This window comes from Streptomyces sp. NPDC087263 (assembly GCF_044744645.1).
Lineage (GTDB): Bacteria > Actinomycetota > Actinomycetes > Streptomycetales > Streptomycetaceae > Streptomyces.
In genome coordinates, this window is record NZ_JBIUYT010000002.1 from 580,636 (window position 1) to 606,303 (window position 25,668).

Consider the following 25,668-nt stretch of genomic DNA (forward strand, 5'->3'; position numbering starts at 1 on the left):
ATCGGGACGGCCCGCAACATCGGCCCCACGTAGAGCCAGAACCCCTCCTCAAAAACCAGGACCACGTCAGGTCATCTGACAGTCGGCCCTTCACTTGTTGAGGGATTCGTGAAAGCGTTCACATTCACAAGCAACGTGCATGTAATACCAAGGAGAGGTAGCAGCCATGGACTGGCGTCACAACGCCGTTTGCCGCGAGGAAGACCCCGAGCTCTTCTTCCCCATCGGCAACACCGGTCCTGCGCTGCTGCAGATCGAGGAAGCCAAGGCCGTCTGCCGCCGCTGCCCCGTCATGGAGCAGTGCCTGCAGTGGGCGCTTGAGTCCGGCCAGGACTCCGGCGTCTGGGGTGGCCTCAGCGAGGACGAGCGTCGCGCGATGAAGCGCCGCGCCGCCCGCAACCGAGCCCGTCAGGCCTCCGCCTGACGCACCACCCCGCACGAGCCTGAGCTTGGCGGCGCGTACAGCGAGTACGCATCTCCCGCCCCCGAGCCGCAGCGCGCAGTACCCCCAATGCGCATAGCAGCGTAAGCGTTGACAGTGGCCCCGGACCAATTGGTCCGGGGCCACTGTCATGCCCCGTTGCCGCCGCCGGCCTTGGCGCGTCTGCGTGGATTGCGTGCAGGTGTCGGTCAGTTGTACCGTCGCCGCCCGCTATTTGTGCGCCACCACCGGGATGTCGAGGATCACCTGCGTACCTCGCTCCGGGGCCGCCACCATGTCGAAGGTTCCGCCCAACTCACCCTCCACCAGCGTCCGTACGATCTGCAGGCCCAGGTTTCCCGAGCGGTGCGGGTCGAAGCCCTCGGGGAGACCGACCCCGTCGTCCTGCACGGTGACCAGCAGCCGGGCGTCCTTGCTGCTGCCGCCACGGACCGCCGAGACCTCGACCGTGCCGCGGTCACCCTCGCGGAAGCCGTGCTCCAGGGCGTTCTGCAGGATTTCGGTGAGGACCATGGAGAGCGGGGTCGCGACCTCGGCGTCCAGTATCCCGAAACGGCCGGTGCGCCGACAGGTGACCTTGCCGGGCGAGATCTCGGCGACCATGGCGAGCACCCGGTCGGCGATCTCGTCGAACTCCACCCGTTCGTCCAGGTTCTGGGACAGCGTCTCGTGCACGATCGCGATCGATCCGACCCGGCGTACGGCCTCCTCCAGCGCCTCCCGGCCCCGGTCCGACTCGATCCGCCTGGCCTGCAGCCGCAGAAGTGCCGCCACCGTCTGGAGGTTGTTCTTCACCCGGTGATGGATCTCCCGGATGGTCGCGTCCTTGGTGATCAACTCGCGCTCGCGGCGCCGCAGTTCGGTGACATCACGCAGCAGCACCAGCGAACCGACGCGCGTCCCCTTGGGTTTGAGCGGGATCGCACGCAGCTGGATCACCCCCTCCCCGCTCTCGATCTCGAACTCGCGGGGCGCCCAGCCACTGGCGACCTTGGCCAGCGCCTCGTCCACCGGGCCGCGGGACGGGGCGAGTTCGGCGCTCGTCACACCGAGGTTGTGGCCCACCAGGTCGGAGGCCAGGCCCAGGCGGTGGTACGCGGACAGCGCGTTCGGGGACGCGTACTGGACGATGCCGTCCGCGTCGAGCCTGATCAGCCCGTCACCGACCCGCGGCGAGGCATCCATGTCGACCTGCTGGTTCGGGAACGGGAAGGAGCCCGCGGCGATCATCTGGGCGAGATCGGAGGCGCTCTGGAGGTACGTCAGTTCCAGTCGGCTCGGGGTGCGCACGGTGAGGAGGTTGGTGTTGCGGGCGATGACGCCAAGAACGCGCCCCTCCCGCCGTACAGGAATGGACTCGACCCGTACGGGAACCTCTTCCCGCCACTCCGGGTCGCCCTCGCGCACGATCCGGCCCTCGTCGAGCGCGATGTCGAGCATGGGGCGGCGGCCGCGCGGGACGAGGTGGCCGACCATGTCGTCCTGGTAGGAGGTGGGGCCGGTGTTGGGCCGCATCTGAGCCACGGAGACATAGCGGGTGCCGTCGCGCGTGGGGACCCACAGGACGAGGTCGGCGAAGGAGAGGTCGGAGAGCAGCTGCCACTCCGAGACCAGCAGATGCAGCCACTCGAGGTCGGAGTCACCGAGAGCGGTGTGCTGGCGTACGAGGTCGTTCATGGAGGGCACACGTGCGAGCGTACCCGGCGCTTACGACAGGACCCGAAATCAGCCGGGTCACGAGGCCTCGGCGGGGCCCGGAGACACCCGCGGGCCGCGGCGCCTGGGAGGGACCCTCAGCCCGCCCGGCACCGCAGCCCGGAGCAACAACGGCCACGGGGTGTGCGGTCCCGATCGGCCGAAGAGAGGAGCCGGAGCAGTCAGGGCAGAGAGCGCCGGTTCCTCGGTCCGCCTTCCTGTGCGGGGAAGACGGAGGCTTGTTCAGTTGAAGCTCTTGATGTCGTGCCCATTCATTGTGGACTAGACCATGCTCCTGCGTCCATGGTGCCTGTGTCCATGCGCGCGCGGATGTTTGTTGTTGTCTCTTTATCCAACATTCGCAGCATCCACCAAGCAGACTAGCCCGCCGGGGTTCCTGAGCGGGGCCAGATCGCCATCGCCAGTTCGGCCAGGGCTTCCAGCTCCTCCTTGGTGGCTCCGTCGCGGGCCTGCTGGGACATTCCCTGGATCATCGCGCCGGTGTGCCGGGCAAGGGCCGCGGCGTCGGTACTCGAAGGCAGCTCACCTGCGGCGATCCCCGCCTTTATACGACTCTCGAAGAGAGCGATGTTGGCGTTGCGCCGCTCGCGCAGGGATTCCTCGACCTCCGGCGAGGTGCAGTTGGTGGCCGCGTGGACGACCAGGCAGCCGTGCGGGTGACCCGGATCGGTGTACTCGGCGGCGGCCTCGCGCAGCATCCGTTCCACTGCGGCTCGGGCCGTGGGCTCCTCGGCGAGGGCGCGCTCCCCGAACGAGCCGTACTTCGTGCCGTACGCGCGGACGACCTCGTCGAAGAGCGACCGCTTGTCACCGAACGCGGCGTACAGACTCGGGGCGCCGATGCCCATGACGCGCGTCAGATCGGCGACGGAGGTCGCCTCGTACCCGTGCTCCCAGAAGGCGAGGATCGCCTTCTCCAGCGCGGTCTCGCGGTCGAAGGAACGGGGACGGCCACGCGGCTTGACGGGCGCCTTGACCGGCGCCGCACCCGGCGCCTCGGCCTCCACGCCGCCGTCCGTCGGGTCATTCAGCCCGGTCTGCTGTCTGCTCACCATGGAGTGGATTTTATAGCGGGTGCTAGAGAAATGTCGGTGGGCTGTTGTACGGTTTTTTCTGTAACGACCACTAGCGAAATGCGAAGGGGGGCGTCGACATGGGCGTACTTGCAGGCAGGACGGCACTCGTCACGGGCGGCAGCAGGGGCATCGGGCGGGGCATCGCCGAGCGGCTGGGGAGGGACGGCGCGCGGGTGGCCGTGCACTACGGCAGCAATGAGACGGCGGCGAAGCAGACGGTCACCACGATCGAGGCGGCGGGCGGATCGGCCTTCGCGATCGGGGTCGAGCTGGGCCGACCGGGCGACGCGGAGGCCCTCTGGGAGGCCTTCGACCGGCACGCGGACGGTCTGGACATCCTGGTGAACAACGCGGGGATCGGTACGTCGAGTGCGCTCGGCGAGATAGACGAGGTGGAGTACGACAAGGTGTTCGCGGTGAACGTGAAAGCGCCCCACTTCATCGTCAGGCACGGCCTCGGCAGGCTCCGGGACGGCGGGCGGGTCGTCAACATCTCCTCGGGGCTCGCGCGGACCGCGGCGATGCCGGACAAGATGGCGTACGCGATGACGAAGGGCGCCCTGGACGTCTTCACCCGCGATCTGTCCAAGGTCCTCGGCCCCCGCGGTATCACCGTGAACTCGGTGGCGCCGGGCATCATCGACACCGACGTCAACGCCGAGTTCCTGCACGCGAGTGACGAGTCATGGGCCCAGGCCGCGGCCTATTCGGCGCTGGGCAGGGTGGGGACACCGGCGGACGTGGCGGATGTGGTGGCGTTCCTGGCCTCGGACGCGGGGCGTTGGGTGACAGGCAGCTGGGTGGACGCGACCGGGGGTTCCCTGACGTAGGGCCGGCCACCGGGGTTCCGCCGGCCCGACGGTGGGGTGGTGGGGTGCGGGAACGGGGGGCGTTCGACACGATGAGACGGTGAGGCTCTGCTAGATTGGTCTATACCACATGAGTCCCCCTTTGGATTCCAGTCGAGTCCCCTCTCCAGATCGGCAGGCCCAGCGTGGAAGTTGTCATCGTCCCGGACGCCAAGGCGGGCGGCGAGCTGATCGCCGAGGCCATGTCGGAGCTGCTCCGGCACAAGCCCGACGCTCTGCTCGGCGTGGCCACCGGCTCGACTCCGCTGCCCATCTACCAAGCGCTGGCGGCGAAGGTGAGCTCCGGCGCCGTGGACGCCTCGCGGGCCCGGATAGCGCAGCTCGACGAGTACGTGGGGCTGCCGGCCGACCACCCCGAGTCGTACCGGTCGGTGTTGCGGCGGGAGGTGCTCGAGCCGCTCGGGCTCGGCCTGGACGCGTTCCTGGGGCCGGACGGTACCGCCGAGGACGTGCGGGCCGCGTGCGAGGCGTACGACGCGGCACTGGCCTCGGCGGGCGGAGTCGACCTCCAGCTGCTCGGGATCGGTACCGACGGGCACATCGGGTTCAACGAGCCGTGCTCCTCGCTCGCCTCGCGGACCCGGATCAAGACGCTGACCGAGCAGACCCGGGTCGACAACGCGCGGTTCTTCGAGGGTGACATCGAGCAGGTGCCGCACCACGTCATCACGCAGGGCATCGGCACGATTCTGGAGGCGCGGCACCTGGTGCTGCTCGCGACGGGCGAGGGCAAGGCCGACGCGGTCGCGGCGACCGTGGAGGGGCCGATCGCCGCGGTGTGCCCGGCCTCGGCACTCCAGCTCCACCCGCATGCCACGGTTGTGGTGGACGAGGCGGCGGCATCCAAGCTGAAGCTCGCCGACTACTTCCGGCACACCTTCGTCAACAAGCCGGACTGGCAGGGTATTTAAGGGATCAGGCCGCAACCGCACGGACGCGGAACACGGCCGCAGCAGCGCGGGCCCGGAATACCGACCGCGGACACACGACCGCAGCCGCACGGACGCCGATGCCGGTCGCAGCCGCCAGGAAGCAGAGATGCGCGAAGGTGCCTGGCCGCCCCCCGTGGGCGGCCAGGCACCTTCGTACAGGGAGAACCGCGGGGCTGCTACTGCCCCGCGATGACCTCCGCCGCCGCCCGGCCGCACACGTTCGCGGCGCCGTGCGTGGCGATGTGGAGGGCGCCCCTCGGCGGGGCCTGAGGTACGCCCATCTCGACCACGATGGTGTCGGGGCGGGCGGCGAGGAGGGTGTCGAGAGCCGTCGCCATCCAGGGGTGGCGGTGTTCGTCACGGACGACGGCGACGATGCGACGGGTGCCGGCGGCGGAGAGCGCCACCGGACCGGCGTCCTCGCCGACGAAGCTGCCGGTCTCCGTGCCCGGCAGCAGACGGCTGAGTTCCGCCGTCACCCCCCAGGGGGTCTCGTCGCCGACGGCGATGTTCGCGACGGGGGTGAGGGCGACGATGTACGGCGCGTCGGTGACCGGGGCGTACGCCTCGGTGCGTGTCACGGTGAGCGCACGGCGGGCGGCGACGAGTCCGACCTCGGCAAGCCCGTCCGGGCCGGCGGCCGTCCTCGATCCGGCAGCAGCCGCGGAGGCCGTCCACCGGGCGAGCGCCCGTACCCGCGCCGCCGCGTCCGCGAGGCGTTCCTCGGGGAGTTCGCCGGTGCGCACCGCCGAGACGAGGGCGTCGCGGAGGAGACGTACGGTGTCGTCGTCCGACAGCCCGCCGCCCACGCAGATCGCGTCGGCGCCCGCGGCGATGGCGAGGACACTGCCGCGTTGGATCCCGTAGGTGGCGGCGATGGCCTGCATCTCCATGCCGTCGGTGACGATGAGGCCGTCGTAGCCGAGTTCCTCGCGGAGCAGGCCCTGGAGGATACGCGGGGAGAGCGTGGCCGGCCGGTCGGGATCGAGCGCCGGGACCAGGATGTGCGCGCTCATCACCGCGCGGGTGCCGGCGGCGATCGCGGCCCGGAACGGGGCGAGTTCGCGGGCGTCGAGCACCGACAGGTCGGCGTCGATGCGCGGCAGCGCGTGGTGCGAGTCGATCGCCGTGTCGCCGTGCCCCGGGAAGTGCTTGGTGCAGGCGGCGACGCCCGCCGCCTGGAGGCCGGTGACGTAGGCGGCCGTGTGCCGGGCCACCAGGTCGGTGTCGGCGCCGAAGGAACGTACGCCGATCACGGGGTTGCCCGGGTTCGAGTTCACGTCCGCGGACGGAGCCCAGTTGAGGTTCACCCCGCACGCGGCCAGGCGGCGGCCGAGTTCGAAGGCGACGTCGTGGGTCAGCGAGACGTCGTCGACCGCGCCCAGGGCGTGGTTGCCGGGGAAGGAGGAGCCGGTGTGGACCTCCAGGCGGGTGACGTCGCCGCTCTCCTCGTCGATCGCGACGAGCACGTCGTCGCGTTCGGCGCGCAACTGGGCGGTCAGGGCGGCGACTTGGTCGGGCGTGGCGATGTTGCGGCTGAACAGGCCGACCGAGGCCAGGCCCTCTCCCAGGTGGCGGAGCAGCCAGTCGGGGGCCGTGGTGCCGGTGAAGCCGGGCTGGAGGACAGTCAGCGCGTCGCGCGTGAGTGTGTCCGTACTGCTGGCGAGTGTCGTCATCGGTTGGCGTTATCCCTTCACAGCGCCCGCGGTGAGACCCGCGGCCATCTTGCGCTGGACGAGGAGGAAGAGGACGACGATCGGCACGGCCATCATCGTGGAACCGGCCATCATCGGGGCGTACTCGGTGCCGTGCTTGGTGGTGAAGTTCCCCAGCCACACGGTGGCGGTCTGGTTCTGCTGGCTCATCAGCATCAGGGCGTAGAGGTATTCGTTCCACGCCTGGATGAAGCCGTAGACCGATGTCGCGACCATGCCGGGGGCCAGGAGCGGGAAGACCACGCGCATGAAGGCGCCGCTGCGCGAGCAGCCGTCGACCATCGCCGCCTCCTCCAGTTCCTTCGGGATGTTGACGATGAAGCCGCGCAGCGTCCACACAGTGAAGGGGAGGATGAAGGTCAGGTAGGTGAGGATCAGGCCCGTGAGCTTGTCGTACTGACCCAGGTCGTTGAGCAGCAGGAACACCGGGATGATCATGGCAACCAGCGGCACCATCTGGACCGCCAGGATGCCGACGATCACGGCCTTGCGGCCGCGGAAGGCGAAGCGGGAGATGGCCAGCGCCGCGAGCATGCCGACGAAGATCCCGATCACGACGACCGTCAGGGACACGATCAGGCTGCGGCCCACCGGGCCCCAGAAGTCCGCGATGTCCAGCGCCCGGCTGAAGTTGTCGAACGTCAGCGCCGTGGGGAGCAGGCTCGGGTCCGGATCGATGGCGTCCTTGGCCGGCTTGAACGCCGTGTTGAGCATCCAGTAGACCGGGAAACCCGCGGTGACGAAGACGAACAGACCGAGCAGGTTCCAGCCGAGCTTGGTCTTCCGGCGTCCGGGGCGCTTCCCCGAGGCCGCGCGCACCGAAGTGGTGATCACGCTCATTCCACTTCTCCGATCTTGAGCATCTGACGCATGTACACGGCGACCACGCCCAGCAACAGCAGCACGGTGAGCAGGGCGATCGCCGATCCCTGCGCGTAGTCGTTGACCACGAACGCGCGGTCGTACGAGTACGTGGTGAGCAGTTGGAACTCGGCCTCGGGGTGGCCGTTGCGCATCACGAAGACCTGCGGGAAGACACCCATGTCCCAGATGACGGAGAGCGTCGTGAGCATCACGATGATGGGCTTGAGGATGGGGAGCGTGACGTAGCGGAAGACCCCCCACGCGCCGGCGCCGTCGAGGCGGGCTGCTTCCTCCATCTCCTTCGGCACCTGCGTCAGTCCCGCGCTGAGCGTGATGACGACGAACGGCACCGCGCCCCAGACCACGAGCAGCATGATCACGGCCAGGCCCTGCGGTCCGCTCGCGAACCAGTTGTGGCCGATCATGTCGACGCCCGGCAGCCTGCTGAGTACCGCGTTGAAGATGCCGTAGTCGGAGTCGAAGAGCCACTTGAAGACTGTGGTCGCCACGATGATCGGCATGCCCCAGCTGGCCACGAGCGCGATGTTGATGAGCGTCTTCACCCAGACCGAGACCCGCTGGAGGAGCAGCGCGATCATCATGCCGATGACCATCGTGAAGATGACGCAGCCAGCCGCGAAAATGATCGTGCGGACGACCACCGCCCAGAACTCGCTGTCCCCGAGCACCTTGCTGAAGTTGTCGAAGCCGACCGACTTGGCCGGCTGGAAGCCCCAGAGCTGGGACTGCCCGAACTCCTGGAAGGAGAGGGTGACCAGACGGACAAGGGGATAGCCGAGAACAAACGCGAGGATCAGCAGACAGGGTGCGAGCAGTCCCCAGGGGACAGCCGCGCTGCCGGTGGTCCGCTTTCTGCGTGGCCCGTCCCCGGTGGTCGATGGTGGTGGTGGCGCCTGCCGCGTGGGCGGCACTTTGGCAGTGGTCGTATCAGCGGCACTCATCCGCGCGCTCCTCAGCGGTCCCTCAGGTCGTACGGGAAACAAGCCCCCGCCCCTCGACCAGGTCGTACGGGAATCAAGTCCCGCCCCCTGACCAGGTCATGCGGAAAGGCAGGGCCCCGTCGGCAACGGGGCCCTGCCTCAGGTCACTTGGTGTTGATGACCTTGTCGATCGCGGCGTCCGCTTCCTTCGCAGCGTCCTTGACCGACTTCTTGCCCGTGCCGATGCTCTGCAGCATCGTCTGCAGGATCTGGGCCTTCTCGACCTGACCCCAGCCCGGCGCCATCGGAACGAACCAGTTGCTCTCGGCAGCGGTGGCCGGGACCACGGTCGCCGGGTCGTCCTTCAGCGTCGCGAGGTCGGTCTTGTTGTTGGGCAGGTTGCCCTTCGCGATCAGACCCTTCTGCCCCTTGGCACCCGTGAGGGCGTTGATCCACTCGGCGGCGACGGTCTGCGCGTCGGACTTCACCGGAACCGCGAGGTCGGAACCACCGAGGAAGACGGGGAGGTTCTTGCCCGACGGGCCGGGAACCACGAAGCTCGCGAGGTTGCCCTTGAGCTTGCCGGTCTTGTCGTTCTCCGGGGCCTCGGCGGTCGCGCCCTCCCAGGCGTTACCGAAGATCATCCCGGCGTTGCCCTGGCCGTACACGATGTAGCGGTCGGACTCGTCCTTGGTCTTGTCGCCGTGCATGTACTTGTCGATGACCGTCTTGAACTCGTCGAGGCCCTTCAGGGACTCGGGCGAGGAGAAGTTGGCCTTCCACTGGCCGCCCTCTTCGACGGCGATGGAACCGCCGGCGTCGTACACGAAGGACATCGCGGCGTACCAGTCGCGGGTGGGCTGGTACCAGGCGCTGAACTTGTCACCCTCCTTCGCCTGGATCTTGTCCAGGTCGGAGGTGAGCTCCTCGTACGTCTTCGGGGTGGTCTTGATGCCGGCAGCCTCGGCCACGTCCGTACGCCAGTTGCCGACACGGCCACCGGCGTAGTACGGAACGCCGTAGGTCTTGTCCTCATACGTGACCGACGCCTTGAGGCCGTCCAGCCACTGGTCCGAGTTGTCGAACTTCGACGTGTCGAGGGGCGCGAAGGCACCCTTGACCATGTAGCTGAGCATCTCGGTGTTGCCCATCTCGACCACGTCGGGCACCTTGTCGGTGGCGAGGACGGCGTCGAGCTTGGCGTTCTTGTCGGGCCAGCCGTAGTACTCGTGGTTGATCTTGATACCGGGGTGCTCCGCCTTGACGGCGTCATCGGCGGCCTTGACCAGCTCGGGCCAGTTGTTCTGCGCGTCCACGGTGAGCCAGACGGTCAGCTCCTTGACATCCGCGCCCTGGTCCGTCCCCTCGTCGCCACTGCCCCCACACGCAGCGATGGAAACCATCATGCCCGCGATACCGATCGCGGCTATCAGCTTGCGCTTCACGCCATCCTCCTCGGAGATGCCACAATCCCCCCTGCCCACCGCGTGACACACGCCGAGTACTGCCCGTGGGGCTGGGACCTGGACCAATGGTGTAGACCAGTACGGGGAGCTTGGCCTAGACCTAGAACGGGTGTCAAGGGTATGTAAGCCCGTCCAGTCGGACGTTATGGGACCGACATACGCAGGGACCTTTAAGTAGGTAAGTGGCATAACAGGCAGGCGCGTTCACGCGGACACGCGCCCCGTCCGCGCGCGATGGACTAGACCAACCATGAACGCCGACGGTATAAGAGGGGATCACGGAGCGTGCGGGGGGATACTCGCACGGCAAGCCGTGCCACGATGTGAGCCGTGGCCGATCGGGTATGTCGGTCGCTTCGGCACCGGAGCCGGGAAGGCAGGACATGAGCACCGACGTCAGCAGTGCGGAGAACGAGGGTGGGGCCCCCATCCGTACCGCGCGCGTGCCCAAGTACTACCGCCTGAAGAAACATTTGCTCGACATGACGGAGACGCTCCCGCCGGGCACCCCGGTACCGCCCGAGCGCACCCTGGCCGCGGAGTTCGACACCTCCCGCACCACCGTCCGTCAGGCCCTCCAGGAACTGGTCGTCGAGGGCCGCCTCGAACGCATCCAGGGCAAGGGCACGTTCGTCGCCAAGCCGAAGGTCTCCCAGGCTCTCCAACTCACCTCGTACACCGAGGACATGCGCGCCCAGGGCCTCGAACCCACCTCGCAGCTGCTGGACATCGGCTACATCACCGCCGACGAGACCCTCGCCGGCCTGCTCGACATCACCGCGGGCGGCCGGATCCTGCGCATCGAGCGACTGCGCCTGGCGAGCGGCGAACCGATGGCCATCGAGACGACCCACCTGTCGGCGAAGAGGTTCCCCGCCCTGCGCAGGTCGCTCGTCAAGTACACCTCGCTCTACACCGCACTCGCCGAGGTGTACGACGTCCACCTCGCCGAGGCCGAGGAGACCATCGAGACCTCGCTGGCCACCCCGCGCGAGGCCGGCCTGCTCGGCACCGACGTCGGCCTGCCCATGCTGATGCTCTCCCGCCACTCGCTCGACAGACTCGGCGAGCCGGTGGAGTGGGTGCGGTCGGTGTACCGGGGCGACCGGTACAAGTTCGTGGCACGCCTGAAGCGCCCGCAGGACTAGCAGCCGCTCAAGCTCCCCCAGGAATAAACCACTTGGGGTGGTGCAGGAGGTGTAGCGCTGCTCCTCTTCCTGTTCTACGGTCCTCCCGTCATCGCATGGACGGGAGGACGACCCGGTGCGCACCGCGAACACTCGATCCATCGTCATCTGGACCCTCGTCGCGCTGGTCGGCGCCGCGGGCTGGTCCGTACTCGCGCTCGCGCGGGGCGAGGAGGTGTCGGCCGCCTGGATGGTCGCCGCCGCGCTCTGCTCGTACGCCATCGCCTATCGCTTCTACTCGAAGTTCATCGCCTACAAGGTGCTCAAGCTCGACGGCACCCGGGCGACCCCGGCGGAGCGGCTGAACGACGGCATCGACTTCCATCCGACCGACCGGCGCGTGCTGCTCGGCCACCACTTCGCGGCGATCGCGGGCGCGGGCCCGCTCGTCGGCCCCGTACTGGCCGCGCAGATGGGCTACTTGCCCGGCACCATCTGGATCATCGTCGGCGTGATCTTCGCGGGGGCGGTCCAGGACATGGTCGTCCTGTTCTTCTCCACGCGCCGCGACGGCCGCTCGCTGGGGCAGATGGCCCGCGAGGAGATCGGCCCGTTCGGCGGGGCCGCCGCGCTGGTCGCCACCTTCGCCATCATGATCATCCTGCTCGGCGTACTCGCTCTGGTCATCGTCAACGCGCTCGCGCAGTCGCCGTGGGGCACCTTCTCCATCGCGATGACCATCCCGATCGCCCTCCTGATGGGCTTCTACCTGCGGGTGCTGCGGCCGGGCCGGGTCTCCGAAGTATCGCTGATCGGCGTCGCGTTGCTGCTGCTCGCGCTGATCGCGGGCCGCTGGGTCGCCGAATCCTCCTGGGCCGACACCTTCACCCTCGCCCCCGCCACCCTGGTCGTCTGGATGGTGGCGTACGGCTTCATCGCCTCGATCCTGCCCGTCTGGATGCTGCTGGCACCCCGCGACTACCTCTCCACCTTCATGAAGATCGGCACGATCGCACTGCTCGCCCTCGGCGTGGTCATAGCCCTGCCGACACTCAAAATGGACCCGGTCACGGACTTCGCCTCGCGGGGCGACGGCCCGGTCTTCGCGGGCTCGCTGTTCCCGTTCGTCTTCATCACCATCGCGTGCGGCGCGCTGTCGGGCTTCCACTCGCTCATATCGAGCGGCACCACACCGAAGATGATCCAGAAAGAGACGCAGATCCGCATGATCGGGTACGGCTCCATGCTCATGGAGTCGTCGGTCGCCGTGATGGCGCTGGTCGCCGCCAGCATCATCGACCCGGGTCTGTACTTCGCGATGAACGCGCCGTCCGGGGTCATCGGCAGCACCGTCGAATCGGCGTCCCAGGCGGTCGCGAACCTCGGCTACACCATCTCGCCCGCGGACCTGGCGAAGGCGGCCGACCAGGTGGAAGAGGCAACCCTGCTCTCCCGTACCGGCGGCGCGCCCACCCTGGCCCTCGGCGTCTCGGAGATCTTCTCCCAGGTCACCGGGGGAAGCCTGCGCGCCTTCTGGTACCACTTCGCCATCATGTTCGAGGCGCTGTTCATCCTGACCGCCCTCGACGCGGGCACGCGTGTGGGCCGGTTCATGCTCCAGGACATGCTGGGCAACGTCTACCGGCCCTTCAGGAACGTGAGCTGGAAGCCCGGCCTCGTCATCACGAGCGGCATCGTGTGCGCCCTGTGGGGCTACTTCCTCTGGGTCGGCGTCCACGAGCCACTGGGCGGCATCAACCAGCTGTTCCCGATCTTCGGCATCTCCAACCAGCTGCTGGCCGCGGTGGCCCTGGCCGTCTGCACCACACTCCTCGTGAAATCCGGACGCCTCAAGTGGGCCTGGGTGACCGGGATTCCACTCCTCTGGGACGCGGTCGTCACCCTCACCGCGAGCTGGCAGAAGGTCTTCTCCGGCGACCCGCGCGTGGGCTTCTTCAAGCAGCGTTCGGTGTACCAGGACGGCATCGACGCGGGCAAGGTCCTGCCACCGGCCAAGAACATGGACGACATGCACACGGTCGTCACCAACTCCACGGTGGACGGCGTCCTCGCGGCGGTCCTGGCCGTCCTGGTCATCGTCGTGATCGCGGACGCGGCCCGGGTCTGCATCCGCCACGTGCGCCGCCCCGCGCTCTCCACCCTGACCGAGGCACCGTACGTGAAGTCGAAGATCATCGCCCCGGCCGGTCTGATCACAACCAAACAGGAGAGGGCGGAGGAACGCGATGCGGTCGGCGCTGCACAGAGCGATTAGCGGAATCCGTTGGTACGTAAGGGAATTGACGGACGAATCATCCTACGACCGCCATATCGCGCACATCCGAGAGGACCACCCTGCCGCCCTCATCCCCACCCGGCGCGAGTTCGAGCGGATGCGAACGGACCGCCGGGACAAGGACCCCCGACAGGGGTTCCGCTGCTGCTGAGGACGTATATACGGCTATCCGGACGCCATTTGCCGACTGACATACGGACAGGGGTTCCGCTTACCTGACCTCGTCGCCTAGATTGCCTGCGCGTTACACAGGTGATCAGTGAGGGGACGGAGCCGCCATATGTCAGATGCGCCTGAAGTGAAGCCACCGGTGGTGACACCGGTCCGGGTGGTGATCGCCCTCTGCCTGCTCGCGCCGTTCGTGGCGATGCTGTGGGTCGGTTCGTACGCCAAGACCGACCCGGCCTTCATCGGAATCCCGTTCTTCTACTGGTACCAGATGCTGTGGGTGTTCATCTCGGCCGCCCTCACCATGACCGCGTACAAGCTGTGGCAGCGTGACCAGCGCGCCCGCAAGAGGGGTGCCGGAGCATGAACGACGGCGTGAACGGCGTCGCACTCGCCGTCTTCATCTTCTTCTTCCTGGCCGTCACGGTCATGGGCTTCCTGGCCGCACGCTGGCGCAGGGCGGCCGACGAAAGCCTCGACGAATGGGGCCTGGGCGGCCGGTCGTTCGGCACCTGGGTCACCTGGTTCCTGCTGGGCGGCGACCTCTACACGGCGTACACCTTCGTCGCCGTACCGGCCGCGATCTACGCGGCGGGCGCGGCCGGCTTCTTCGCCGTGCCGTACACGATCCTCGTCTACCCGCTGATCTTCACCTTCCTCCCCCGCCTCTGGTCGGTCTCGCACAAGCACGGCTACGTGACGACCTCGGACTTCGTGCGTGGCCGCTTCGGCTCAAAGGGCCTGTCCCTGGCCGTAGCCGTGACCGGCATCCTCGCCACGATGCCGTACATCGCACTCCAACTGGTCGGCATCCAGGCGGTTCTGGACGTCATGGGCGTAGGAGGCGGCGACGACACCAACTGGTTCGTCAAGGACCTCCCCCTCCTGATCGCCTTCGGCGTACTGGCGGCGTACACCTACTCCTCGGGCCTCCGAGCCCCCGCCATGATCGCGTTCGTGAAGGACACCCTGATCTACATCGTGATCGCGGTGGCCATCATCTACATCCCGATCAAGCTGGGCGGATTCGACGAGATCTTCAAGGCGGCGAACGACAAGTACACGGCAGCAGGCGCGGGCGGGACCGTCCCGGCCGAGGCCGGCCAGTGGACGTACGCCACCCTCGCCCTCGGCTCGGCGCTGGCCCTGTTCATGTACCCGCACTCGATCACGGCGACGCTCTCCTCCCGCAGCCGCGAGGTGATCCGTCGCAACACCACGATCCTCCCTCTGTACTCCCTCATGCTGGGCCTCCTGGCCCTGCTCGGCTTCATGGCGATCGCGGCCGGGGTGAAGGTGGAGAACGCCCAGCTGGCGATCCCCCAGCTCTTCGAGAACATGTTCCCGGACTGGTTCGCGGGCGTCGCCTTCGCGGCGATCGGCATCGGCGCCCTGGTCCCCGCCGCCATCATGTCCATCGCGGCGGCGAACCTCTTCACCCGGAACATCTACAAGGACTTCATCAAGCCGGACGCCACTCCCGCGCAGGAGATGAAGATCTCCAAGCTGGTCTCCCTCCTCGTGAAGGTCGGCGCCCTCGTCTTCGTCCTCACCATGGACAAGACGGTCGCCATCAACTTCCAGCTACTGGGCGGCATCTGGATCCTGCAGACCTTCCCGGCCCTGGTCGGCGGCCTCTTCACCCGCTGGTTCCACCGCTGGGCCCTCCTCGCGGGCTGGGCCGTCGGCATGCTCTACGGCACCCTCGCCGCGTACGGCGTGGCCTCCCCCACCCAGAAGCACTTCGGCGGCAGCTCCAAGGAGATCCCCGGCATCGGTGAGATCGGCTACATCGGCCTGACGGCCTTCGTCCTGAACGTCGTGGTGACCGTGATCCTCACCTTCGCCCTCCGCGCCTTCAACGCCCCCGACGGCATCGACGAGACAAGCCCCGAGGACTACACGGCAGACGCCGGCGACAAGGGCGTACAGGTGGAACTCCCGCCGGCGACGGCGGGAACAACCCACTAGACGCCGGGTGGGGGCCGAGGGAGGGATTTTTCGCCCCCTCCGCCCCTACCCGTCCCGTACCTGTTGAGGACAAGGCCGTTCAGACCGGCAGCGGGGGTCTGGGCGCGGCAGCCCACGCCGGACGGGCTAGGGAGATGGAGGCCCCCTCCGTCAGAAGGGGACGTGCCGGAATGTCCGCCCGCAGCGGATGGCGCGTCAACACCGTTCGCTCGAAAAGTGACCGATTCCGCGCCAGACCGAGGACGGATGCTCCGGTACGGCCCCGACCCACGACGACACCTCGGCGGCGTGACACGACACAACATGTGGGGGTACCACAGCAGCCCAACACAAGATGTATGCTCATGCTCGCTGTCGCCGCAGGGGAATCCGGTGCAAATCCGGAACTGTCCCGCAACGGTGTACTTATGCGCGTTCGTTCGCGTATGGAGTCCAGTCCGAGGACCTGCCGACAGTGCGCCCCGGCCAGCCGGCCCGGGTGACATGACGTCCGGGCCTCGCGGAATGGGCCGGTGGACGCGGCGCATCGCTGCCCAAAAGCGTGCGCTCGTGTGCCCCGCCACCCTCCCCAAGGCCCCGTGCCCAGCGAGGGAGAGCCCCACGTGACCATCGCGCCAGTCGACCCGGCCTCAGCGACTACGCAGCAGGCCCCGGTGGAGACGGACGGCCCCGGTACCGCACTGCTGCGGACCCTGACCGACCTCACCGCCGACCTCCCCGGCGCCGACCCCGGCCGGGTCGCCGCCGCCGCGCTGCGTGGCCGCTCCGCACGGGGGGCCTCCGAAATCGCTGTGGAGCTGCGCGAGCTGGCCACCGAGGCCGCGGCGGGCCTGATCTCCGAGGACCCCGTCTACTCCAGGCTGGCCGCCCGGCTCCTGACGGTCAGTATCGCGGCGGAAGCCGCCTCGCAGGGCGTGCGGACCTTCTCCGACTCGGTCACCGTCGGCCACCGCGAGGGCCTCATCGCCGACCGCACAGCGGACTTCGTACGCCTGCACACCGCCCGCCTGGACGCACTGATCGACACGGAAGGCGACGACCGCTTCGGCTACTTCGGCCTGCGCACGCTGCACAGCCGCTACCTCCTGCGCCACCCGATCACCCGCAAGGTCGTCGAGACGCCCCAGCACTTCATGCTCCGCGTGGCGTCGGGCCTGGCTGAAGACGACACAACGCGCGCCCTCACCGAAGTCGAGGCGCTCTACCGGCTCATGAGCCGCCTCGACTACCTCCCCTCCTCCCCCACCCTCTTCAACTCCGGCACGCGCCACCCCCAGATGTCGTCCTGCTACCTCCTCGACTCCCCGCTGGACGAGCTGGACTCCATCTACGACCGCTACCACCAGGTCGCGCGCCTCTCCAAGCACGCGGGCGGCATCGGCCTTTCGTACTCCCGTATCCGCTCCCGCGGTTCACTGATCCGCGGCACGAACGGGCACTCCAACGGCATCGTCCCGTTCCTGAAGACCCTCGACGCCTCGGTCGCCGCGGTGAACCAGGGCGGCCGGCGCAAGGGCGCGGCCGCGGTCTACCTGGAGACCTGGCACTCCGACATCGAGGAGTTCCTGGAGCTGCGCGACAACACCGGTGAGGACGCCCGCCGTACGCACAACCTGAACCTGGCGCACTGGATCCCGGACGAGTTCATGCGCCGGGTGAACGAGAACGCCCTCTGGTCCCTCTTCTCCCCGTCCGACGTGCCCGAACTGGTCGACCTGTGGGGCGACGAGTTCGACGCGGCCTACCACAAGGCGGAAGCCCAGGGCCTCGCCAGGAAAACGATCCCCGCCCGCGACCTCTACGGCCGCATGATGCGCACCCTCGCGCAGACCGGCAACGGCTGGATGACCTTCAAGGACGCCGCCAACCGCACCGCCAACCAGACGGCGGAGCCGGGCCACACCGTCCACTCCTCCAACCTCTGCACGGAGATCCTGGAGGTCACGGACGACGGCGAGACGGCGGTCTGCAACCTGGGCTCGGTGAACCTGGGCGCGTTCGTCGACACGACGGCCGGGGACATCGACTGGGAGCGCCTCGACGAGACCGTCCGCACGGCGGTCACCTTCCTGGACCGCGTGGTCGACATCAACTTCTACCCGACCGAGCAGGCGGGCCGCTCCAACGCCAGGTGGCGCCCGGTCGGCCTCGGCGCGATGGGCCTCCAGGACGTCTTCTTCAAGCTGCGGCTGCCCTTCGACTCGCCGGAGGCCAAGGCGCTCTCCACCCGTATCGCCGAGCGCGTCATGCTCGCCGCGTACGAGGCCTCCGCGGACCTCGCCGAGCGCAACGGCCCGCTCCCCGCGTGGGAGAAGACCCGTACGGCCCGTGGCGTCCTGCACCCGGACCACTACGACACCGAACTCACCTGGCCCGAGCGCTGGACGACCCTGCGGGAACGTATCGCCAAGACCGGTATGCGCAACTCGCTCCTCCTCGCGATCGCGCCCACCGCCACCATCGCCTCCATCGCGGGCGTCTACGAGTGCATCGAGCCGCAGGTGTCGAACCTGTTCAAGCGCGAGACGCTCTCCGGCGAGTTCCTCCAGGTCAACTCCTACCTGGTGGCCGAGCTGAAGAAGCTCGGCGTGTGGGACGCGCAGACGAGGGAGGCGCTGCGCGAGTCCAACGGCTCGGTGCAGGGCTTCACCTGGGTTCCCCAGGACGTCCGCGACCTGTACCGCACGGCGTGGGAGATCCCGCAGCGCGGCCTGATCGACATGGCCGCGGCCCGCACCCCGTTCCTCGACCAGGCGCAGTCCCTGAACCTCTTCCTGGAGACGCCGACCATCGGCAAGCTCTCCTCGATGTACGCGTACGCCTGGAAGTCGGGTCTGAAGACGACGTACTACCTGCGCTCCCGCCCGGCGACCCGCATCGCCCGCGCGGCACAGGCGCAGGCACAGCCCGAAAAGACCATCCCCGTGCAGGCGACCCCCGACGAGGACGCCGTCGCCTGCTCCCTCGAAAACCCCGATTCCTGCGAGGCCTGCCAGTGAGTACCCCCCAGAAGAACCTTCTCGACCCGGGCTTCGAACTCACCCTCCGCCCCATGCGCTACCCCGACTTCTACGAGCGCTACCGGGACGCCATCAAGAACACCTGGACTGTGGAGGAGGTCGACCTCCACTCGGACGTCGCCGATCTCGCGAAGCTCTCGGAGGGCGAGCAGCACATGATCGGCCGCCTGGTGGCGTTCTTCGCGACAGGCGACTCGATCGTGGCGAACAACCTGGTGCTGACCCTCTACAAGCACATCAACTCCCCTGAGGCGCGGCTGTACTTGAGCCGCCAGCTCTTCGAGGAAGCGGTGCACGTCCAGTTCTATCTGACGCTGCTGGACACCTACCTGCCCAACCCGGACGACCGCACGGCCGCCTTCGACGCGGTGGAGAACATCCCCTCCATCCGCGAGAAGGCCGAGTTCTGCTTCAAGTGGATCAACGAGGTCGAGAAGCTGGACAGCCTGCAGACCCAGGCCGACCGCCGCCGCTTCCTGCTCAACCTGATCTGCTTCGCCGCGTGCATCGAGGGGCTCTTCTTCTACGGCGCCTTCGCGTACGTCTACTGGTTCCGCAGCCGGGGTCTGCTGCACGGCCTGGCGACCGGCACCAACTGGGTGTTCCGCGACGAGACGATGCACATGTCCTTCGCCTTCGAGGTCGTCGACACCGTCCGCAAGGAGGAGCCGGAGCTCTTCGACGAGCAGCTTCAGCGGGAGGTGACCGACATGCTGCGGGAGGCCGTCGAGGCCGAGCTTCAGTTCGGGCGCGACCTGTGCGGTGAGGGTCTGCCGGGCATGAACACCGACTCGATGCGCCAGTACCTGGAGTGCGTGGCCGACCAGCGCCTCCAGCGCCTGGGCTTCGCCCCGGTGTACGGCTCGGAGAACCCGTTCTCGTTCATGGAGCTCCAGGGCGTCCAGGAGCTGACGAACTTCTTCGAGCGCCGCGCGTCCGCGTACCAGGTGGCGGTGGAAGGCACCGTCGATCTGGACGAGGACTTCTAGGAACTGCCGCTGTCACAGTGACCGCCCCGGGCCGTGAGGCCGGGGGCGGTCACTTTTTTCCCTTGCCTCTCATGCCGCTTTTTCGTCGCCGCTCACGCCGCACGCGCGACATCGTTCGTGGTGAGACCGCGCAGGTCCCGCTCGGCCGAGGCCTGGCCGGACCGGCGCACGGCCGCCGCCCGGAGCTGCCGGTCGATGCGCCATTCGTGGGCGTATCCGACCAGTGCGGGAAGGGCCAGGACCAGGAGGATTCCGAGGACGGTGAGTGTGTCTGTGAGTGCGTTCATGTCGTCCACTGTCGCGCCGATCGCCCACCGGGGTCAGTGGCAGGACTGCCGCACACCCTCGAATTACTGCCACTTCTGAGGCACACTGGTAAACGCCCTGCTGTGCCCGTCCGGGGACCAACCCCGGACTCCCGGCCGAAGACGCCGGACAGGCCGGCCCGAACCACCGGACGAGGTGAAGTCGTGCTGAAGAACGTGGCCGTCGCCCTGCTCGACGGCGTACACCCCTTCGAACTCGGCGTCGTCTGCGAGGTGTTCGGTCTCGACCGCGGCGACGAGGGGCTGCCCGTGTACGACTTCGCGGCCGTCTCGGCCGAGGGGTCGACGCTCGGCACCCATGTCCCCGGGCTGACGGTCTCCACTCCCCACGGCCTGGACCGCCTCGAGGAGGCCGACCTGGTCGTCGTACCGGCCGGCAGGGCCTACGCCGTACGCGACTATCCGCCCGAGCTGCTCGACGCCCTGCGCCGGGTGGTGGACCGTGGCGCCCGGGTGCTCAGTGTCTGCTCCGGGGCCTTCGTGCTCGGCGCGGCCGGGCTCCTGGACGGGCGGCGCTGCGCCGTGCACTGGCATCACGCCGAGATGCTCGCCCGGCAGTATCCGCGCGCGATCGTCGAGCCGGACGTGCTGTACGTCGACGAGGACCCGGTGATCACCTCGGCAGGCACGGCCTCCGGGATCGACGCCTGCCTGCACATCGTGCGCAAGGAACACGGGCCGGAGGTCGCCAACGCCATCGCACGGCGCATGGTGGTACCGCCGCACCGCGACGGGGGCCAGGCCCAGTACATCGAGCGGCCGCTGCCGCGCAGCGAGTGCGACACGGTCGGCGAGGTGCTGGTGTGGATGGAGCGCCACCTGGACGAGGAGGTGACCGTCGAACAGCTCGCGGCCCGCGCCCACATGTCGCCCCGCACCTTCGCGCGCCGCTTCCAGCAGGAGACGGGCACCACGCCCTACCGCTGGATCCTGCGCCAACGGGTGTTGCTTGCCCAGGACCTCCTGGAGGCGTCGGACGAGACGATGGACGCGATCGCGGGCCGCACGGGGTTCGGGAACGCGGCGGCGCTGCGCCATCAGTTCGTACGGAGTCTGGGGACGACCCCGCAGGCGTACCGGCGCACGTTCAGGGGCCCGCAGGCTGCCTGAACGTGCGCCAGTACGGACGCGGGATCAGCGCGGAAGGGCCTTCAGCAGCAGCCGGTGCGGCCGCAGCGTGATGCCGACGCGTGTCGCGTCATTGGAGCCGGACACCTGCTCGAAGCGCCACCTCGACGCGACCGTCGCCGTGATGAGGGTCAGCTGGGCCATCGAGAAGTGGTCGCTCGGGCACTTCCGGTTACCCACGCTGAACGGTCGCATAGCGTGCTTCGGCACGTCCTTGGACCGTTCCGGAAGCCAGCGGTCGGGGTCGAAATCACGGTGCCGCTCATACGACAGCGGGTCGCGCTGGACCGCGTACGGACTGTAGACGATGTCGGCACCGGCCGGAATGCGATAGCCGCCCAGCTCGGTTTCGGTCACCGCCCGCCGCGTCAATATCCATACGGCCGGACGCAAACGCATCGCCTCGACGACGACATTGTTCGTGTGCGACAGCTTCCGGACGTCGCCGAATCCCACAGGTCGGCCACCCGTGACGGATTCGACCTCCTCGCTGATCCGCCGCGCCTGTTCCGGATACGCGGCGAGGACTTGCAGCAGCCACATGACCGTGGACGCGATGGTTTCGCTGCCGGGGGTGAGTATCGCGACGACTTGGTCGTGGATCTCCTGTTCGTCGATCGGGTCACCGTTGTCGTCCTTCGCTTCCAGCAATGCTGTCAGCAAATCGTCCGGCTTTTGACCAGATGTGCGACGTTCGACGATGATCTCGTCGACAAGTGCGTGCAAATCGGCCAATGCGCGATCGAATTTGCGGTAGGCCGGGAGCGGCAGCCGATAGAGCGGTCCCGCCGGGATGACCATGCGCCGGTACATGCCGCGGAAGACGGTGGCGAGCGCGATGCTCAGCCGCTCGGCCCGTTCGTCCATGAACTGGCCGCGCAGCAGGCAGCGGGCCGCGATCCGGACGGCGACACGGAACGACTCCGACGTGCAGTCGACGGCGCCTCCGGGCTCCCAGCGCGCCGCGAACGCACGCGCCTCCTCCTCCATGATCGGCCCGTACTCGGGGATGACGTCGAGCCGGAACGCGGGCTGGATCGTCCGCCGCTGGCGCCGGTGCTGCGGCCCGTTGGCGGTGGCGACCCCCTTCTTGCCGAGAAGCCCTTCGAGGGACTCCCACAGCGGGCCGCCTATCGCGTAGTCGGGGTTGAGCGCCAGCGCCCCGGTGAGCTCGGGGGTGGTGACCGCGTACACGGTCTTGGGGCCCAGCTTCAGCCGGACGACGTCGCCGTGGTCGCGGAGCTGGGCCAGGAAGCCGAGCGGGTCACGGACCAGTTTCCAACCGTGGCCGAGGCCCGGCACTCCGCCGCCCGCGAGGGGCGGGGCGGACAGCTCCAGCGTCCGAGGGACCTCAGGTCGCACAGACTCGACGGTCATTTCTCACCTGCCGCTTCATTGTTGACGTACGGGGGTGTGGAGCGGTCGTCCCAGCTGTCGACCATGTACCGGCCGGACTCGTGGTGGAACCAGTACACGGAACTGAACCAGTTCCGCATATTGCCCACGCACGCCTTCAGGGCGACGCTCGATTCTTTGCCCTGCGCTGTCCCGTCCGCGAGAGTGTCCGCGAGCCGCAATACGTCTTTCTCGGCGACCGAGAATTCACCGATGCATTCATCGACGCGTCGCCTGACTTCCGTGACGGCCTCTTCGAGATTCAGCCCCTCATGGTGAATGAGACTGATTCCGAGATTGTGGACCTCGTCGCCCGCTATTTCCTTGGGGAGCGAACACAGATCGTTGTACCAGGCGGCGAATTCCTGGCTGAGCAGAGCCGCCTTCCGGTATGCCGGATGATTCCGCACCGAGACGGGGAGTTCACACCCCGCGCTGGGTTCGAGAAGGTCGGTCCAGATCCAGTGCGCGAACGTCAGCCGACGGAGTTCGAGGTATTCCTCGACCGTCGGAACCGTGCCGGACGTCCGGTTGTGGAACTCCCGGTCGTACGCCTCGATCACCGCGTGGAAGTGGAGCGCGAACCGCTCGTTCCACTTCGCGCCGAGGAACGAGTACAGCCGCACCATGCTGTCCGCGAACCCCGCGACCAGGGGATCCTTGTGGTGCAGATGGTTCCCCGGTGAGTCGAGGGCCGCGTGCAATTGGAACCTGAGCGTCCGCCAGGCCCCGGGACGACGGTGGATCACATCGCGGTCGTGGCGGTCGTCCCAGACGAAGAACCACGCGCTGTAGTCCGCTATCGCCTGCATGACCTCGTCGGGGGCGCCAATGTAGTAGCCCGCCATGAGGTCCGTGTAGCACAGGCCGTCGGCATATTCCTCGACCTTGTTGGGCGGCATCAGCCGCTTTTCGAGGAGCCAGGTCCGGGTGTTCTCCTGAAGCCTGGGCCAATACGGGTGGAGTTGACGGGGAAACTCGGCCTCGATCACCGGGAGAGAGAGCGCCGGTGGGACCGCGACCACTGTTGGTGTCGATGAAGTGCTCTGTGAGAAAGCATGCACGAACAAACCCCTCTCAGCCGCCTGTTGGCGCCGCGCCCCTCCCGCTGTGCCGGGCGTGCGCCGTTGCGTATCCCCGCACTTCCCATTCAGCACCACAACTGACCGTTCTGGGAACGGATTTGCTCCACTCACTACCCCATGGTGCCGAGAATCTCCCCTTGTATGACTGAATCTGGATCACTTGATGAGCACATGGGATCGAACGTGCGACGGACATACGAACGGCGCCTGGTCAGGAGGTCCCTGACCAGGCGCCACACAGGCAGACCCATGGCGATGACTCACAAGAGATCGCGAGCATCAGCTGACATTTTCTGTCTCAGACGTTCACCACAACGCCTCGGGCGCTCGTCAGGGCTGCACTCAGCCGTTCGCCACGATCGGGTAGCGAGGCTCGTTCTCGGCCATCTGGCGCAGTGCGTCCTTGCGTTCACGCTTGGAGAGCCGGTCGATGTACAGGTATCCGTACAGGTGGTCCGTCTCGTGCTGGAGGCAGCGCGAGAAGTAACCGGTGCCGCGCACCTTGATGGGGTGGCCTCGCTCGTCCTGCCCGGTGACCTCGGCGTAGTCGGGGCGTGCGAGCGGCGCGTACGCGGTCGGCACGGAGAGGCAGCCTTCGTTGCTGTCGTCCAGACGGCGCTGCTCGGCGGGCAGTTCGACGAGCACGGGGTTGCAGACCACGCCGGTGTGCCGCTTGCCGTCGTCGTCCGGGCAGTCGTACACGAACACCTTGAGGTCGACGCCGATCTGGTTCGCGGCCAGGCCCACGCCCTCGGCGGTGTGCTGGCTGGCGAACATGTCGGCGACCAGCTGCGCCAGCTCGTCGCCGAACTCGGTGACGTCCCTGCACTCCTTGTGCAGCACCGGGTTCCCGACGACGGTGATCGGCCGCGAGGTACCGCGCTCGCGGTAGGCGGCCTCGCGCTCCTCGCAGTCCTCGGTGTCGAGGACGAAGCCCTCGTCGTCCACGGGGAGCACGCCCGTGTGCTGCTGATCGGTGTCCTGCTGCGCCATGACCGACGTACGCCTTCCTGAATCCCTGAAATCTGCGGGTACAGCCTACGGGGGACGGCAAGGTGACTTCCCGGCGATCCTCGGTGACCGCTCAGCAGACCTCTTCCAGGTCCCGCCAGTCCCGGCTGTCCGGGCTGTCGGCGACCCAGCCGTCGAGCAGACCGCGCACCAGCGAGGCGGGCGCGGCAAGGCCGCACTCGCGCTCCGGCACCCACAGCTGCCCGTCGGTGCGGTGGCCCAGCGGCCCCGGATGGCCGGGCTCACTGTGGTCGTGCGGGTCGAGGTGCTCACCGTCGCCCTCGTCGGAGGGCATGCGCGACTCGGAGCACATCCGGCACAGCAGCCGTACGGATGACGACCAGTCCTCGGCGGCGAAGCCGGCGTCGGCGGCGAGCTGCTCCAGGGCGTCCCGGTCGTCCTCGGTGGCCGCTTCGAGCAGCACCACCCAGGTGGGGACGGGCGACGGCGCCCACAGCTCGATCTCGTCGAACACCGGGTAGGCGTGCCCGGCGGCGATCGTCCGCTCACCGTGCGGCACCCCGTCGTGCAGCACGACCTCGCCCCAGCGCCGCCCGGAGGACGGCAGCGGAATGGACAGCACCTCGATGCGGGCGGGGTCGAGCCGCCGCCCCCACACGACCTCGGCCTCACCCTCGGGAGACAGCCGTACGGCCGCACTGCCGAGGTCCATGCCCACCGGTTCCCCGGAGACGGCGGCGCCGCCCGGCACCCGCAGCCCGTACGCCTGCCAGGCACGGCGGGCCAGCGGCCAGTCCTGGAGGGCGGTCGCGGCAATGCCCACGTTCCACCAGTCAGGTGCGCCCGTCTCCCGGTCGAGGAGGGCCACGGCCCTGAGTCCGGCCGCCCGCGCCTGCTCCCAGTCGTGCCGGAACTTGTGCAGCAGCGCCAGGTTGAACCAGGACTCCGACAGCCACGGCTCCAGGTCCGCGGCGCGTGTCAGCAGCGCGCCCGCGTCCTCGTACCGTCCGTCGCCGATCAGCGTGAACGCACGGTCGGTGGCCTGCCGCCATGAGGCGGAGGGCCGGTGTCGTCCCTTGCCGAAGATCCTCACGATTCCCGCCTGCCAGTTCCTTGCGATTCCCGCCTGCCGGTCCCTCGAAAAGTTCCCTGAGGAGTCCCTGGAGAACA

General features: G+C 68.1%; 22 protein-coding genes and 1 riboswitch. Of the genes, 11 read left to right on the forward strand and 11 right to left on the reverse strand.

Features of this window, described 5'->3' with window-relative positions; genetic code table 11:
* Nucleotides 1–166: 166 nt before the first annotated feature.
* The gene (locus ACIPC1_RS07845; protein WP_016639615.1) at nucleotides 167–424 is read left to right on the forward strand and encodes a WhiB family transcriptional regulator; all 258 of its coding nucleotides are present in this window, start codon (nucleotides 167–169) and stop codon (nucleotides 422–424) included.
* A gap of 228 nt (nucleotides 425–652) precedes the next feature.
* Here ACIPC1_RS07845 and ACIPC1_RS07850 read toward each other — a convergent pair whose 3' ends face one another.
* Entirely contained in the window at nucleotides 653–2,119 is a 1,467-nt protein-coding gene (locus ACIPC1_RS07850; RefSeq protein WP_384382695.1) for a sensor histidine kinase, read from the reverse strand.
* A gap of 398 nt (nucleotides 2,120–2,517) precedes the next feature.
* A complete protein-coding gene (locus ACIPC1_RS07855; RefSeq protein ID WP_402514285.1) occupies nucleotides 2,518–3,213 on the reverse strand; it encodes a TetR/AcrR family transcriptional regulator in 696 nt (231 codons plus the stop codon).
* A gap of 98 nt (nucleotides 3,214–3,311) precedes the next feature.
* Here ACIPC1_RS07855 and ACIPC1_RS07860 point away from each other — a divergent pair, with 98 nt between their 5' ends.
* Both ACIPC1_RS07860 and nagB read left to right on the forward strand, forming a co-directional pair.
* Entirely contained in the window at nucleotides 3,312–4,064 is a 753-nt protein-coding gene (locus ACIPC1_RS07860) for an SDR family oxidoreductase (RefSeq protein WP_384382622.1), read from the forward strand.
* A gap of 164 nt (nucleotides 4,065–4,228) precedes the next feature.
* Nucleotides 4,229–5,014 (forward strand): glucosamine-6-phosphate deaminase, encoded by a 786-nt coding sequence (nagB, locus tag ACIPC1_RS07865; RefSeq protein ID WP_402514287.1) that lies wholly within the window; start codon nucleotides 4,229–4,231, stop codon nucleotides 5,012–5,014.
* A gap of 197 nt (nucleotides 5,015–5,211) precedes the next feature.
* Here nagB and ACIPC1_RS07870 read toward each other — a convergent pair whose 3' ends face one another.
* The 4 genes from ACIPC1_RS07870 to ACIPC1_RS07885 form a co-directional block, all read right to left on the reverse strand.
* Complete coding sequence (locus ACIPC1_RS07870; RefSeq protein WP_402514288.1) at nucleotides 5,212–6,711, reverse strand: glycoside hydrolase family 3 protein; 1,500 nt, start codon at nucleotides 6,709–6,711, stop codon at nucleotides 5,212–5,214.
* 9 nt (nucleotides 6,712–6,720) lie between these two features.
* Nucleotides 6,721–7,590 carry a carbohydrate ABC transporter permease gene (locus ACIPC1_RS07875; RefSeq protein WP_384382625.1) on the reverse strand — a complete coding sequence of 290 codons (870 nt, stop codon included), beginning with the start codon at nucleotides 7,588–7,590 and terminating at the stop codon, nucleotides 6,721–6,723.
* Complete coding sequence (locus ACIPC1_RS07880; RefSeq protein ID WP_402514292.1) at nucleotides 7,587–8,576, reverse strand: carbohydrate ABC transporter permease; 990 nt, start codon at nucleotides 8,574–8,576, stop codon at nucleotides 7,587–7,589. The genes ACIPC1_RS07875 and ACIPC1_RS07880 overlap by 4 nt, the downstream gene beginning before the upstream one ends.
* 143 nt (nucleotides 8,577–8,719) lie before the next feature.
* Nucleotides 8,720–10,000, reverse strand: coding sequence for an extracellular solute-binding protein (locus ACIPC1_RS07885; protein WP_402514294.1), 1,281 nt, complete (start codon nucleotides 9,998–10,000; stop codon nucleotides 8,720–8,722).
* 404 nt (nucleotides 10,001–10,404) lie between these two features.
* On the opposite strand from ACIPC1_RS07885, the gene ACIPC1_RS07890 reads away from it, so the two are divergent.
* The 7 genes from ACIPC1_RS07890 to ACIPC1_RS07920 all read left to right on the forward strand — a co-directional run bounded on the left by ACIPC1_RS07890 (nucleotide 10,405) and on the right by ACIPC1_RS07920 (nucleotide 19,592).
* Nucleotides 10,405–11,169 carry a GntR family transcriptional regulator gene (locus ACIPC1_RS07890; RefSeq protein ID WP_402514296.1) on the forward strand — a complete coding sequence of 255 codons (765 nt, stop codon included), beginning with the start codon at nucleotides 10,405–10,407 and terminating at the stop codon, nucleotides 11,167–11,169.
* 115 nt (nucleotides 11,170–11,284) lie between these two features.
* Complete coding sequence (locus ACIPC1_RS07895; protein WP_402514299.1) at nucleotides 11,285–13,423, forward strand: carbon starvation CstA family protein; 2,139 nt, start codon at nucleotides 11,285–11,287, stop codon at nucleotides 13,421–13,423.
* Nucleotides 13,395–13,595 (forward strand): CstA-like transporter-associated (seleno)protein, encoded by a 201-nt coding sequence (locus tag ACIPC1_RS07900; protein WP_402514302.1) that lies wholly within the window; start codon nucleotides 13,395–13,397, stop codon nucleotides 13,593–13,595. Before ACIPC1_RS07895 ends, ACIPC1_RS07900 begins: the two co-directional genes overlap by 29 nt.
* Nucleotides 13,596–13,724: 129 nt before the next feature.
* Complete coding sequence (locus ACIPC1_RS07905) at nucleotides 13,725–13,979, forward strand: DUF3311 domain-containing protein (RefSeq protein ID WP_402514303.1); 255 nt, start codon at nucleotides 13,725–13,727, stop codon at nucleotides 13,977–13,979.
* On the forward strand, nucleotides 13,976–15,583 hold the full coding sequence (gene mctP, locus ACIPC1_RS07910; protein WP_384382632.1) for a monocarboxylate uptake permease MctP: 1,608 nt from the start codon (nucleotides 13,976–13,978) through the stop codon (nucleotides 15,581–15,583). The genes ACIPC1_RS07905 and mctP overlap by 4 nt, the downstream gene beginning before the upstream one ends.
* Nucleotides 15,584–15,914: 331 nt before the next feature.
* A riboswitch (cobalamin riboswitch) is annotated at nucleotides 15,915–16,051 on the forward strand.
* Between the two features lie 134 nt (nucleotides 16,052–16,185).
* Nucleotides 16,186–18,582 (forward strand): ribonucleoside-diphosphate reductase subunit alpha, encoded by a 2,397-nt coding sequence (locus tag ACIPC1_RS07915; protein WP_402514307.1) that lies wholly within the window; start codon nucleotides 16,186–16,188, stop codon nucleotides 18,580–18,582.
* 53 nt (nucleotides 18,583–18,635) lie between these two features.
* Complete coding sequence (locus tag ACIPC1_RS07920; RefSeq protein ID WP_402514864.1) at nucleotides 18,636–19,592, forward strand: ribonucleotide-diphosphate reductase subunit beta; 957 nt, start codon at nucleotides 18,636–18,638, stop codon at nucleotides 19,590–19,592.
* Nucleotides 19,593–19,684: 92 nt separating this feature from the next.
* On the opposite strand, the gene ACIPC1_RS07925 is transcribed toward ACIPC1_RS07920, so the two are convergent.
* Entirely contained in the window at nucleotides 19,685–19,879 is a 195-nt protein-coding gene (locus ACIPC1_RS07925) for a hypothetical protein (RefSeq protein WP_402514308.1), read from the reverse strand.
* A 183-nt stretch (nucleotides 19,880–20,062) separates the two neighbouring features.
* On the opposite strand from ACIPC1_RS07925, the gene ACIPC1_RS07930 reads away from it, so the two are divergent.
* Nucleotides 20,063–21,028 carry a GlxA family transcriptional regulator gene (locus ACIPC1_RS07930; RefSeq protein ID WP_402514310.1) on the forward strand — a complete coding sequence of 322 codons (966 nt, stop codon included), beginning with the start codon at nucleotides 20,063–20,065 and terminating at the stop codon, nucleotides 21,026–21,028.
* Nucleotides 21,029–21,052: 24 nt separating this feature from the next.
* Here the strand turns inward: ACIPC1_RS07930 and ACIPC1_RS07935 are convergent, their stop codons facing one another.
* From ACIPC1_RS07935 to ACIPC1_RS07950, 4 genes are all read right to left on the reverse strand, one after another.
* The gene (locus tag ACIPC1_RS07935) at nucleotides 21,053–22,423 is read right to left on the reverse strand and encodes a cytochrome P450 (protein ID WP_402514312.1); all 1,371 of its coding nucleotides are present in this window, start codon (nucleotides 22,421–22,423) and stop codon (nucleotides 21,053–21,055) included.
* Nucleotides 22,420–23,505 (reverse strand): epi-isozizaene synthase, encoded by a 1,086-nt coding sequence (gene cyc1 / locus ACIPC1_RS07940; RefSeq protein WP_402514314.1) that lies wholly within the window; start codon nucleotides 23,503–23,505, stop codon nucleotides 22,420–22,422. The genes ACIPC1_RS07935 and cyc1 overlap by 4 nt, the downstream gene beginning before the upstream one ends.
* Before the next feature lie 363 nt (nucleotides 23,506–23,868).
* Nucleotides 23,869–24,519, reverse strand: a complete 651-nt coding sequence (def, locus tag ACIPC1_RS07945; protein ID WP_402514316.1) for a peptide deformylase — start codon at nucleotides 24,517–24,519, stop codon at nucleotides 23,869–23,871.
* A 91-nt stretch (nucleotides 24,520–24,610) separates the two neighbouring features.
* Entirely contained in the window at nucleotides 24,611–25,591 is a 981-nt protein-coding gene (locus tag ACIPC1_RS07950) for a tetratricopeptide repeat protein (protein ID WP_383681745.1), read from the reverse strand.
* Nucleotides 25,592–25,668: the final 77 nt, after the last annotated feature.

Bases quoted from the DNA above. Each gene is read 5' to 3' on its own strand.
- ACIPC1_RS07900 (WP_402514302.1), top strand. From the start codon at position 13,395: ATGCGGTCGGCGCTGCACAGAGCGATTAGCGGAATCCGTTGGTACGTA.
- ACIPC1_RS07845 (WP_016639615.1), top strand. From the start codon at position 167: ATGGACTGGCGTCACAACGCCGTTTGCCGCGAGGAAGACCCCGAGCTC.
- ACIPC1_RS07920 (WP_402514864.1), top strand. From the start codon at position 18,636: ATGCGCTACCCCGACTTCTACGAGCGCTACCGGGACGCCATCAAGAAC.
- def (WP_402514316.1), bottom strand. From the start codon at position 24,519: ATGGCGCAGCAGGACACCGATCAGCAGCACACGGGCGTGCTCCCCGTG.
- ACIPC1_RS07870 (WP_402514288.1), bottom strand. From the start codon at position 6,711: ATGACGACACTCGCCAGCAGTACGGACACACTCACGCGCGACGCGCTG.
- ACIPC1_RS07905 (WP_402514303.1), top strand. From the start codon at position 13,725: ATGTCAGATGCGCCTGAAGTGAAGCCACCGGTGGTGACACCGGTCCGG.
- ACIPC1_RS07855 (WP_402514285.1), bottom strand. From the start codon at position 3,213: ATGGTGAGCAGACAGCAGACCGGGCTGAATGACCCGACGGACGGCGGC.
- ACIPC1_RS07860 (WP_384382622.1), top strand. From the start codon at position 3,312: ATGGGCGTACTTGCAGGCAGGACGGCACTCGTCACGGGCGGCAGCAGG.
- ACIPC1_RS07850 (WP_384382695.1), bottom strand. From the start codon at position 2,119: ATGAACGACCTCGTACGCCAGCACACCGCTCTCGGTGACTCCGACCTC.
- mctP (WP_384382632.1), top strand. From the start codon at position 13,976: ATGAACGACGGCGTGAACGGCGTCGCACTCGCCGTCTTCATCTTCTTC.
- ACIPC1_RS07875 (WP_384382625.1), bottom strand. From the start codon at position 7,590: ATGAGCGTGATCACCACTTCGGTGCGCGCGGCCTCGGGGAAGCGCCCC.
- ACIPC1_RS07890 (WP_402514296.1), top strand. From the start codon at position 10,405: ATGAGCACCGACGTCAGCAGTGCGGAGAACGAGGGTGGGGCCCCCATC.
- ACIPC1_RS07880 (WP_402514292.1), bottom strand. From the start codon at position 8,576: ATGAGTGCCGCTGATACGACCACTGCCAAAGTGCCGCCCACGCGGCAG.
- ACIPC1_RS07935 (WP_402514312.1), bottom strand. From the start codon at position 22,423: ATGACCGTCGAGTCTGTGCGACCTGAGGTCCCTCGGACGCTGGAGCTG.
- ACIPC1_RS07925 (WP_402514308.1), bottom strand. From the start codon at position 19,879: ATGAACGCACTCACAGACACACTCACCGTCCTCGGAATCCTCCTGGTC.